This window comes from Natrinema salaciae, assembly GCF_900110865.1.
GTDB lineage: Archaea > Halobacteriota > Halobacteria > Halobacteriales > Natrialbaceae > Natrinema > Natrinema salaciae.
Genome location: NZ_FOFD01000010.1, coordinates 68,569 through 79,333, shown reverse-complemented (window position 1 = coordinate 79,333; position 10,765 = coordinate 68,569). Strand labels below are relative to the sequence as shown.

General features: G+C 64.7%; 12 protein-coding genes and 1 tRNA gene. 3 read left to right on the top strand and 10 right to left on the bottom strand.

Translation table 11 applies throughout. From position 1 onward, the window contains the following. From BMX07_RS23450 to BMX07_RS23410, 10 genes are all read right to left on the bottom strand, one after another. On the bottom strand, window positions 1-1,343 hold a 1,343-nt coding region (locus tag BMX07_RS23450), incomplete at its 3' end, for a winged helix-turn-helix domain-containing protein (protein WP_090623681.1). Window positions 1,344-1,455: 112 nt separating this feature from the next. Further along, the gene (locus BMX07_RS23445; RefSeq protein ID WP_090623679.1) at window positions 1,456-1,656 is read right to left on the bottom strand and encodes a sigma factor-like helix-turn-helix DNA-binding protein; all 201 of its coding nucleotides are present in this window, start codon (window positions 1,654-1,656) and stop codon (window positions 1,456-1,458) included. Beyond that, entirely contained in the window at window positions 1,646-2,014 is a 369-nt protein-coding gene (locus BMX07_RS23440; RefSeq protein ID WP_090623675.1) for a hypothetical protein, read from the bottom strand. The genes BMX07_RS23445 and BMX07_RS23440 overlap by 11 nt, the downstream gene beginning before the upstream one ends. Further along, window positions 2,011-2,139, bottom strand: a complete 129-nt coding sequence (locus BMX07_RS25545; RefSeq protein WP_281246995.1) for a hypothetical protein — start codon at window positions 2,137-2,139, stop codon at window positions 2,011-2,013. The genes BMX07_RS23440 and BMX07_RS25545 overlap by 4 nt, the downstream gene beginning before the upstream one ends. Beyond that, window positions 2,132-2,371 carry a DUF7563 family protein gene (locus BMX07_RS23435; RefSeq protein ID WP_090623672.1) on the bottom strand — a complete coding sequence of 80 codons (240 nt, stop codon included), beginning with the start codon at window positions 2,369-2,371 and terminating at the stop codon, window positions 2,132-2,134. The genes BMX07_RS25545 and BMX07_RS23435 overlap by 8 nt, the downstream gene beginning before the upstream one ends. 109 nt (window positions 2,372-2,480) lie before the next feature. After that, window positions 2,481-2,551, bottom strand: a tRNA-Pro gene (locus BMX07_RS23430). 87 nt (window positions 2,552-2,638) lie between these two features. Continuing rightward, window positions 2,639-3,547 carry an RNA-guided pseudouridylation complex pseudouridine synthase subunit Cbf5 gene (locus BMX07_RS23425; protein WP_090623668.1) on the bottom strand — a complete coding sequence of 303 codons (909 nt, stop codon included), beginning with the start codon at window positions 3,545-3,547 and terminating at the stop codon, window positions 2,639-2,641. Further along, window positions 3,547-4,122: a (d)CMP kinase gene (gene cmk / locus BMX07_RS23420; RefSeq protein WP_090623664.1), complete on the bottom strand. Its 576-nt coding sequence runs from the start codon at window positions 4,120-4,122 to the stop codon at window positions 3,547-3,549. The genes BMX07_RS23425 and cmk overlap by 1 nt, the downstream gene beginning before the upstream one ends. Before the next feature lie 130 nt (window positions 4,123-4,252). Beyond that, window positions 4,253-5,206, bottom strand: a complete 954-nt coding sequence (locus BMX07_RS23415) for a DUF106 domain-containing protein (protein WP_090623660.1) — start codon at window positions 5,204-5,206, stop codon at window positions 4,253-4,255. A gap of 196 nt (window positions 5,207-5,402) precedes the next feature. Next, on the bottom strand, window positions 5,403-6,038 hold the full coding sequence (locus BMX07_RS23410) for an adenylate kinase (protein WP_090623657.1): 636 nt from the start codon (window positions 6,036-6,038) through the stop codon (window positions 5,403-5,405). A gap of 59 nt (window positions 6,039-6,097) precedes the next feature. Here BMX07_RS23410 and BMX07_RS23405 point away from each other — a divergent pair, with 59 nt between their 5' ends. The 3 genes from BMX07_RS23405 (at window position 6,098) to BMX07_RS23395 (ending at window position 10,403) form a co-directional block, all read left to right on the top strand. Further along, the gene (locus BMX07_RS23405) at window positions 6,098-6,592 is read left to right on the top strand and encodes a DUF7975 family protein (RefSeq protein WP_090623653.1); all 495 of its coding nucleotides are present in this window, start codon (window positions 6,098-6,100) and stop codon (window positions 6,590-6,592) included. A gap of 353 nt (window positions 6,593-6,945) precedes the next feature. Beyond that, entirely contained in the window at window positions 6,946-7,923 is a 978-nt protein-coding gene (coxB, locus tag BMX07_RS23400) for a cytochrome c oxidase subunit II (protein WP_175480258.1), read from the top strand. Then, window positions 7,923-10,403 carry a cbb3-type cytochrome c oxidase subunit I gene (locus BMX07_RS23395; RefSeq protein ID WP_090623646.1) on the top strand — a complete coding sequence of 827 codons (2,481 nt, stop codon included), beginning with the start codon at window positions 7,923-7,925 and terminating at the stop codon, window positions 10,401-10,403. Before coxB ends, BMX07_RS23395 begins: the two co-directional genes overlap by 1 nt. Window positions 10,404-10,765 lie beyond the last annotated feature (362 nt).

Genomic DNA, 10,765 nt, shown 5'->3' with positions numbered 1-10,765 from the left:
AAGAACACCATCACCGGGTTGCCCTCGCGAGAGACAACGCCAGTTTCGGCGAGTCGGCGAACGTGGTACCGCACCGTCGATCTCGCGAGCCCCGTCCGCTCGACGAGGGTATCGTAGTTCGCTCCATCGTGTTCTGCGATCACCCGGAGGATGTCGTAGACGGCCGTGGTCGACTCCTTCAGCGCCTCCCGATAGATGTCCGTCGCGAGATCCTCGTACCGCTGCCGGAGCATGTTACGGCGGCCTGTCGGCCGCTCGAACTCCCACGGCGCGGACTCCGGCCCATCGAAGAAGTCGTCGGCCACCAGGTCCGAGCGATCGATCCCGGCCCATCGTGCGTGCGTCGCGACGACCGTCCGAAGGTGCTCCAGGACATCGTCCCATTCGGAGACGTGCGGGAGTTCACCGCGGTCGACACCTGCGTATGAGGCCTCAAGCTTCGGATGATGGAATGGATCGGTTTTGGGCTTCTTATGCCACTGATTCGCCTGATAGATCTTCACCTCTGTACTGTATCGCTGGGGATCGAACCCGAGGAGGTGCCAGCGGTCGCTCTCAACGAGTGCCTCGAGCCAACCCTCTTGCTGGCGGCGCTGGTGGGCGTCGATCTCGCTTTCCCCGCCCCAGTCGATGAGCTGCTTCGACTGCTCGAGGGTTTCGACGGCGGCGTTCTTCTTCCCGATCGCGAAGCGGATGTGTGCCTCCGCTTTCGGAACCCGACGGGCATCGTCGACGCGATCGTCCAGGTCGACGGCGTCGGTTCCATAGACCGCCCGGAGGGCATCGTACATCCGCCGCTCGATCTCGAAAGGATCCTCGGCCCACGTCGTCCACGCGAGCAACCGCGTTCCCTCGCCGTACGGACACTCGAGAGGGTCACCGCTCTTGTAGACCATATCGCGGAACTGGGGCATGATCTCGACGTGCAACGCCAGCGCGGGCTTTCGAAGCTCACGCTCGCCGTCGTCGTCCTCTGGCCCCCACTCGCGGAGTTTCAGGTGTTGCTCGTAGTACGATCGATAATCGTCCCCGCGACCGGTGCCGGCCTTCCAGCGCGACGACGTGAGTACCAGGGCGTAGTCTCCCGGCGGCAACCAGTCCACTTCGAAGTCGTCAACGGCCACGTGCGGCTCGAGGTCGCGATCGCCGATGTGCTCGCGCCAATAGGCCAGCGAGCGGTCGTACAGCGTTCCCCGATCGCTCCCCTGAGCAGTGGAGTCGTCGACGTCGGCGAGGTGATTCATCACCGCGGCGCCGTGAGCGCGAGGCTTCGGGAAGGTGTCGGATTCGGACCCGGTTACGTCATCGAACTGTACCGGGTCGTCGGCGGCGTCGACGCTCACAGTGGTCCCTCCCGCGCGTCGCGAACGGCACGCGTACAGTCCGGGCACAGTCGACGGAGCCCGTCGACGGCCTCACCACAGCGTTCGCATTCGCTATCCTCGACGAGTCGGCTCACGGCGATCCCTCCTCGAGTTTCTCCTCGGCTCGAGCGAGCAGATTGCCGATCGTCCCCGGCCGGCGGTCAGTTCGACGGGCGAACTCGCGAACGCCGATGCCGTTCTCTCGACAGCTGACGTAGGCCTCGCGTTCGGCCTCAGTGAGCGCGGAGAGGTCCGGCCCGAAGTCGACCAGCGTCATTTGCTCACTCGACATGCTCGCTCACCTCGCGTTCCGGGGTCGCAACGTGGCGGACGTGTTCGTCCGAGAATCGGATCTGGACACCGGTCCAGCCGTCGACGAACGCACTCGCGTTCTCGCCGCCGACTCGCATCGGCAACACGATCTCGTAGGGGTGACGCTCGCACCGCCAGCCGAACGTGATGAGTTCGTCGAAGGCGGCAGCCAGCGCGACGTGGACGAGGTCCGGCTTCTCGATCCGCTGGGACCCCTTCGATTTCACGACTGGATGGCAGCACTCCGGACAGATTGGGATCCCTTCGCTGTCGCGCGCGGGTTCACGGACGACCGTCGGGGAGACGACGCCGAACCGCTCGAGACCAGTTCGGCTCATCGCTCACCTCCCTCGAGCGCGCGACGAACGTCTTCGTCGCTGGCCTGCGTCGCAGGATGGGCGATGACCGTCCCACTCTCGACATCGTACAGCCGATTCGCCGGCACGAAGACGGCCTCACGCATCGGCCTCACCTCCGTGGCGGCCGGGCGACGTTTCCGGATCGGGGACTGGTACGTCGACGCCAGCAGCGGAGCCGCGGCTCAGTCGAGCGTAGGTGTCACAGTCGCCGCAGCGATGGGCCCGGTCCTCGTCGTCACCGAAGACGCGACGGAAGCGGTCCGTGACGTGAGCCCCGCAGTGCTGGCACGTCGAGTGATCGACCGATGGCCAGGGCGCGACCGTCACGCAGACCACCCCCGAAATTCGTGTCCACTATCCGGAAATATACCGAAAGCGAGAATTGGATTTTCGGCCGTCTCAGGGGGTTGAGACGCTAGGAGTTGAACACTTAGATAATTTCGAGTGGGACCGCCGAGAATTGAACTCGGGTCCTACGGACCCCATCCGCAGAGGATACCACTACCCCACGGTCCCGCACGTGAATCGATGGGCGTCTGCCGTTTAAGGGTATCGTTTCGCGATCGCCGCGTCGACGGATTTCGGCCGGCCGCCGTGCGATCCTCAGACCAGCACGCGCTCGAGGTCGACGACAACGCCGCTGTCGGCGTCGACGGAGCCTGCCAGTTCGCCGAGACAGACCGCTGCGCCGTTCGGCGTGTAGCAGGCGACCAGCGATCCCCGTCCGATTCCGTCGTCGGCCTCGAGTACACCCGGTGCGTAGACGGGTGCGCCCTCGGCCACCTCCCGGGCGGCGCTCTCGGCGATGACGACGCGTGGGAGCCCTTCGAGGATCCGCTCCGCGGGGTCGACGACGTCGTACAGCGGTTCGGGGTCGTCGTCCTCGAGCCAGAAACCCAGCGCGTCGAGGAACTCCTGTGCGTTGTGGAGGGTTCGGTCGTCGAACGGGTCCGTCGCGGTCCGGCGCAGGTGGCCCATGTGACCGCCCGTGCCGAGCGCCAGTCCCAGATCGTGACACAGTTTCCGGATGTACGTGCCGCTCTCGCAGCGGATCCGCAGGAGGAGCCGTCGCTCCTCGGTCTCGAGGACCGCCAGGTCGTAGAGTTCCCGCACGCGGAGACGACGGGAGACCGCGCTCTTCCGCGGCGGCTTCTGGTAGATCGGCCCCTCGAACGCCGCGACGACCGACTCGGCGTCGGCGGGGACCGGGGCGTGACACTCGAGGACGGCGACGTACTCCTTGCCGCCCTCGAGGAAGACCTGCGCGAGCCGGGTCGCGTCGCCGAGCATGACCGGGAGGCAGCCGGTCACTTTCGGATCGAGCGTCCCGGCGTGGGCGGCGCGGTCGATCGTCGACTCGACGCCGCGTTCGGTCAGCGTTTCGGCCACGGCGTCTCGCAACCAGCCGCTGACCTGATGCGAGGACGGGCCGGGCGGTTTGTCGAGGTTGACGACCCCGAAGGTGAGCAATTCGGCGGGCGAGCGGTCCGCTGGGGGGCCACGCAGGCTCATCAGAAGTTGGTCTCGAGTTCGATGGGTGCCTGCCCCTCGTCACCGTCGGCCTCGTAGCGCTCGACGGCGGTGACGAGCATATCGAGGACGGCGTCGGGCTCCCAGCGGGCCGTGTTCACCGAGAGATCGTAGATCGTCAGGTCCCGGATGTCGATCCCGTAGTACTCCTGGTAGCGCTGGGCCTCGCTGGCCTCCCGCGCCCGCGTTTCCTCGGTCGCGCGGGCCGGATCCTTCTCTTCGCGGTCGGCGATGCGTTCACCGCGAACCCGCGCGGGCGCGTCCAGCCAAAAGCGGAAATCGGCCTGTTCGCCCGCGAGCCAGCCCGCGAGCCTGGACTCGAGGACGAGATCGTCGTCCTCGACGGCGATCTCGCGCAGGCGACGGTCCAGGTCCCGATCGATCTCGTCGTTTTCCTCGGCGAGCTTGTTGAACTCGAGGGGCGTGTAGCCGCGTTCGTCCGCGAGTTCGCGAAAGATATCACCGCCGCTGACGTGGTCGAGATCGAAGGCCTCGGCGAGTAACTCCGCGGTCGTGCTCTTCCCGCTTCCCGGCGGGCCGGAGACGGTGAGTAACATAGTCCATCTGCGAGGGGGCTGGTAAAATGGGTTTTGAATCTGCAAGCCCCGTCGACGCCCCGTTCGTCGGCGAGCGGCGACGTGATCGACGGGAGCCGTGTTCGACGAGGGATCGCGAGGGGCCGACCGTTCAGGCGCTCGACGGCGACATGTCGATGTTCAGTGCCTTGCGGAGCAACTGGGAGAACCCCATCGAGCACAGGAAGTACCAGACGATCCACGCCTGCATGGGGCCGAGGATTCCCTCCTGCCACTCGACCTCGCCCACGAGCGGCATCACGACGGTCGCCTCCGCGCTATCGATACTGCCCGTTCGGATCGTCCAGTACATCCAGAGGAACAGCGGGATGGTCAACAGCATGATCCAGACCATCGGGCGGAACTGCTCTTTGAACATGCCGAGGTTGTCGGCCATGGCTTCCATCTGCTCCTCGCGGGCGCGTTCGATCTCGTTCTCGAGGCGCTCGATCTCGGCCTCGCTCGCGCCGCGTTCCTCGGCGTCTTTCTTCTCCTGGCGAAGCTCCTTTTGCTCCTCCTGGACGGCCTTCATCCGCTCCTGGTACTTGCCCATGATCTCCGTGTTCATGAGGTTCGCCTGGAGTAGCGACGAGTAGAGCCCGGTGATCAGTGCGACGGAGAGGATCACGGCGTAGAACGGCAGCGCCGCGTCTAGCGGGCCGAGCACGGTGTTGACCGCGTTGCCGACGACGTTCTGGATCGAGTCGAACCAGTAGCCGGGCATCAGCATGAGCGCGCCGATACCGGCGATCTTGTCCCATTGCGACCAGCTCGACTCGTCCTCGTCGATGTCGACGTCGGCCGCAGCGCCGCCGCCGTCACCGTCACCGTCGAGCGCCCGATCGAAGGCCTCGCGGTCGGCGATGACGAACCCCTCGTCGCCGTCGACTAACACTCCTTTCTCGATCAGCCGCCCCCACTGTCCGCTCGTCAGGTCATCGCTGACGTCGGTCCACTGGACCTCGCCGCCGTTCCTGTCGGCCTCCTCGCGGATCGCCTCGAGGGCGGTCGTCATCGAGGAATCCTCGCGGACGAGGGCGTCGATCTTCTCGGCTGTACGCGTCATCTGATTGTCCTAGGGCACGTCCGATATACAAGTGTTTTTCTTCGGTGGTCCCGCCGGGCTCGTCGGGCCATCGACGCCGACGCTCGCTCGAGTCGGTCGCGTTCCTGGGCCGAGACGCGGACGCCTCCCACTGCCGATCACTGCGGCCGGTATCGATTACCACGCGATCGGCGTCGAAAACAGGTCGCTCGCGCGCTTACGCCGCGCTCTCGATCGTCGACTTCACGTCCTCCCAGACGTCGTCGGGTGCTCGCTCGCCGTCGATCCGCTCGAGGTCGCCCTGCGCCTCGTAGTGTTCGATGACCGGTTCGGTGTTCTCCTGGAAGACCGAGAGTCGCTCTCTGACCGTCTCTTCCGTGTCGTCGTCGCGTTGAACCAGCCGGTCCTCGACCTCGGGGTCCGTCGGCGGGTTGTACTCGAGGTGGTAGATGTCGCCCGTTTCGGGATCCATCCGCCGTCCCGTCAGCCGGTGGACGAGCTCCTCCTCGTCGACGTCGAGGTAGAGCACGACGTCGAGATCGGTCATGTCCTCGAGCTCCTCGGCCTGCTCGAGGTTCCGCGGGTAGCCGTCGAGGACGAATCCGTTCGCCTGAGAGAGCGCCTCGTCGACGATGGCGTTGACGACCTCGTCGGGGACGAGTTCCCCCTGATCCATGTACTCGCCGGGTGTGTCGTACTCGGTGTCCATGTCGGAGATGTCCATCTCCTTGTTGTTTCGGAGCGCGTCACCGGTCGTGATGTGGTCGACGCCGAACTCCTCGGTGATCCGTGCACTCTGGGTCCCCTTTCCTGCCCCGGGCGCACCCAGGATCAGGATTCGTGGCTGTGCCATACCGTCCCGTTCAGTGGCGGCGCATAAAGGCTTAAAGAATCGAGCACGATCGTCCGGCTATGACTCGCTTCGACGCCGCCGAGCCGGCCGACCGACGGAAGCTGTACGTCGACGCCATTACTGCCCATCGCGAGCGCGGAAGCGGATTCCTGACGGTCGAGGCCGACGACGCCGTCCTCGAGACGGAGACGGACGACGCCGAGGTCGTCGACGGGGCCGGCGAAGCGGCCGCGTCACCGTCACCCGCTCCGGAAGCCGACGACCGATCGGCCGCCGAGTCGCCGGCCGACCTGGGGGTGCCGTGGGTCCAGTTCGGAGACGGAACGATCAACCTCGACTGCACCGACGCGGAACTGGACGCGGTGAAGTCCGTCCTCGGGGCGTTCCCGGCGTTCAAGATCGACGAACTCCACAGACCCGACGACGCCGCGGGCGTCAACGTCCGGATCAGCGCGAAGGCGGACGCGAATCGGATCGCCCAGTTCGTCGACGAACTCTTTCTCGAGGTGTACGATCTGCCGTCGTCGGTGCGGGTCTGGGTCGTCGAGGTGTGACGGCCGAGAACGGGGCGTGTCACCGAGGCGGAGATCGGTGTCGCGGAACCCGGCCGAGAGAACATGTTCGCAGAAAACCACTTTGACACCGGTGCTCGTACTGTCACCGAACCGGAACTCGGCCGTGACAGCGACAGAAAAAAGGGTCTCGGCTCCAACGGGGTACTGATGGAGTTCGAACGACGCCGACTGATCGGTCCTGAAACCGACGCAGCGATTCGCCGTGCCGGCTACAGACGAACGGAATCGGGCGGCCGGTTTCCAAATAGATAAGTGACCCCAGAAACCATCTTCCGACATATAAGCGGCCTTCAAAAGAGGTGAATACAATCTACAGCGCACTCATCGCTCCGATGCAACAGCAGGATTGGACGCGTGTCGACGTGTTCGGGAATATCTTTCTGGTATTCCTCGCCCTCGGCACGCTCGTCGGCGTCGTCGTGGTCGCGTACACGTTGTACAACGCGTACAAGTACCGCGACACCGGCGACGCTTCCGACGACGAAGACCTGCCATCCGTCGGAGAGCTACCGACAGGCGGAAAGGGCGGCAAGAAACTGTTCCTCTCGTTCGGCATTAGTGCCATCATCGTCATTTCGCTGGTGATCTGGACGTACGGGATGCTCCTGTTCGTCGAGGATCCCACCACGGATGGCAACGAACAGCAAGAGGCACTCGAGGTCGACGTGACCGGCCAAGGCTTCGCGTGGTACTTCGAGTACGAGAACGGAATCGAATCCGTGCGTACCCTCCGTGTCCCTGCGGACGAACGGGTCTGGGTGCAGGTGACGTCTGGCGACGTCTGGCACGCGTTCGGTATCCCCGATCAACGGGTAAAAGCCGACGCGATTCCGGGCGAGTACGACGAGACGTGGTTCGAAGCCGAAGAAACCGGCGAACAAGAGATCAAGTGCTTCGAGCTCTGCGGCGATGCCCACACCTCGATGACCGGGACGCTGGAGGTCATGGAACCCGACGAGTTCGACGCGTGGATGGACGAGCAGCTGACGATGACGTTCACCATGGAAGACGGGAACGAGTCACCCGTGACCGAGGGGTACGAGCTGACCCTCGAGCACCAGGAGACGGAGTTCTCGGAGACGTACTCGGACGACGAGTTCGAGAACGGTTCGATCGAGATCACCGACATCGAGCAGGCGGGTCCGTACAACGTCACGATCGAGCCGACCGACGGTCAGTTCGAACCGATCGAAGAGCAGATCGACATGACCGGACCGGTCGACGAGACCTACACGCTCGAGATGAACGAAACGCAAAGCGATGCTAACGAAAGCGAAGCCAACGAAAGCGACGACGGAGGTGAGGCCTGATGAGTGATCTGCCGCACATGCGGTCGGTCAAGCGCTGGCTGGTCACGACGAATCACAAGGACGTCGGGATCCTCTACCTCTCGACGGCGTTGTTCTTCCTGATCTTCGGCGGCGTCCTCGCGCTGCTGTTCCGCGCCCACCTCTGGAAAGCCGGTGGAACCGGACTGCTCTCGAACAGCCAGTACTACCAGTCCGTCTCCACGCACGGACTCATCATGGTGTTCTGGTTCCTGTCACCGATCGCGAGCGGGTTCGCGAACTACTTCGTCCCGCTCCAGATCGGCGCGAAGGACCTCGCGTTCCCCCGTCTGAACGCGCTCAGTTACTGGTTCTACCTGTTCTCGGGGATTCTCATGGGCATCTCGTTCTTCCAGAGCGGATCGTTCTCCGGCGGCTGGACGATGTACGCCCCGCTGAACGTGCCGATCTATTCGCCCGCGGCGGAGGCGATGACGGGCGGAAACGCGACCATCCTCGCACTGACCCTGTTCGTCATTTCGATCACGATCGGGTCGGTCAACTTCCTCGTCACGATGCACCGGTCCCGCGCCGAGGGGCTCGGCCTGTGGAACATGCCGATGTTCTCCTGGTCGTGGCTGCTGACGATCTGGATGATGCTGTTCGCGTTCGCGGCACTGCTGGCAGCACTCCTGTTGCTGTCGGTCGACCGGCTCTTCCTGACACAGTACTTCGCGACCGATCAGGGCTCGAGCCTGCTGTGGGCGCACATCTTCTGGTTCTTCGGCCATCCGGAGGTGTACATCGTCTTCTTCCCCGCCCTGGGGATCATGTTCGAAGTCTTCCAGACGTTCACCGGCCGGCGGCTGGTCGGTCGGAAGTGGGTCATCATCGCGATGGTCCTGGTCGCGGTGCAGTCGTTCCTCGTCTGGATGCACCACATGTTCCTGTCGACGATCAACCTCCCGATCAAGACGCTGTTCATGGCGACGACGATCGGGATCTCGCTTCCCTTCGACCTGATGGTCTTCGCGCTGATCTACACGATGGTCAAGGGACGGGTCCGCTTTACGACGCCGTTCATCTGGTGTCTCGGCGCGCTCGTGCTGTTCATCCTCGGCGGAATCACCGGCGTCTTCCTCGGTGCCGTCGTGCTCGACTACGAGTTCCGCGGCACCTACTGGGTCGTCGCCCACTTCCACTACGTGATGGTCTCGGGCGTCACCGCGCTGATCGGCGGCCTCTACTACTGGTGGCCGAAGATCACCGGAAAGATGTACTCCGAACGGCTCGGCAAGCTCAGCTTCGCCGTCTACTTCTTCGGCTTCAACCTGCTGTACTTCCCGATGTTCCTCGCCTGGGAGACGCCCCGGCGCGTCTTCCACTACGCCGAGAGCGCACAGATCTACCACCAGGCCGCGACCGTCGGGGCGTTCGTCCTCGGGGCGGGTGTCCTGCTCGTCCTCCTCACGCTCGTGAAGAGCCTGATCTCGGGCCCCACGGCGCCCGACAATCCGTGGACCTACTCCCGGACCGCCGAGTGGGCGATCCCCTCGCCCCCGCCGCTCGAGAACTGGCCCGGCCGACCGAGCTACGCCAGCGGCCGCCTCGAGTTCGTCGACGACGCCGCGGCCGCGACCGACGGCGGCGTCGCGCAGGAAGCCGCCGGCGCGGTCAGTAGCCACGAGGAGGAACACGCCGACCACGCCAGCATCTGGCCGCTCGGCATCGGCGTCGCGACGTTCACGTTCTTCCTCGGCCTCTCCGGCATCACGCCGTACGTCTTCTCGTTCGTCGAGTCGCACATCCACAGCGAGGTCGGCGACTTCGTGTCGCTGACGGGTGCGCCCGAACAGAGCATCGTCTATCCGGCACTGACCGCGCTCGGGATCGTCCTGCTCGGGGTCACGCTGTTCCAGTTCGGTCGCGAGCAGTTCGACGCTCCCGAGATGGCCGTCGCCGAGCGCTGGCCCTTCGGCGGCGTCAGCAACGAGAAGATGGGCGTCTGGGTCTTCCTGGCCTCGGACGTCGTCGTCTTCGGTGCCGCGATCGGGGCGTACGTCTTCATGCGCATCCACATGGGCTGGAACAACTGGCACTTCGACGCCATCACCGAAGCCGGCCTGTTCAACACGTACGTCCTGTTGACCTCGAGTTTCACGGTCATCCTCGCGCACGTGATGGCCGAACGGGAGAACAAGAAGGGGCTGCTCGGCGCGCTCAGCGCGACGGTCCTGCTCGGACTCGTCTTCATGGGCGTCAAGGCCTTCGAGTACTCCAGCAAGTTCGCCGACGGCCACTACTGGTTCAGCGGGATCGAGTACTCGCTGTACTTCGTGACGACTGGCCTGCACGCGCTACACGTCATCCTCGGGCTACTGGTCGCGCTGTTCATGATCTACCGCGTCGTCTCGATCGACGCCTACCTCGAGGATCACATGCCGGTCGAGTACTTCGGACTCTACTGGCACTTCGTCGACATCGTCTGGGTGTTCCTGTTCCCGCTGTTCTACCTGATGTAGCGGCCCGCCGCTACACGGGTTCTCGCGTTTTTTGGTCTCTCGTTCTCGCGTTCGTCGTTCCCCGCTCTGCCGTCGTGAGTTCGGGGTGTGTGCTCGACTCGAGAGCGGCGCGTATCGGACCAGCGGCGGTCGTGATGCCGTCCGCCGGGCGGCCGCGATCGGACGAGGGCCGCATGCTCGCGTCCGACACCATGTGACACGACTGGCCGAGCGCTGCAGACGCGCCTCACACCGACGCGTTCCGCCGCGTCCGTCACCGGCTGCGTCTCCGTCGATCGACGACGGCTGCATCGCGCTCGCACGGCAGCCGCCGCACCGAGTCCCGTCGCGACTCGCGTCTGGCCGTGTCGAGCGCCGAAGCC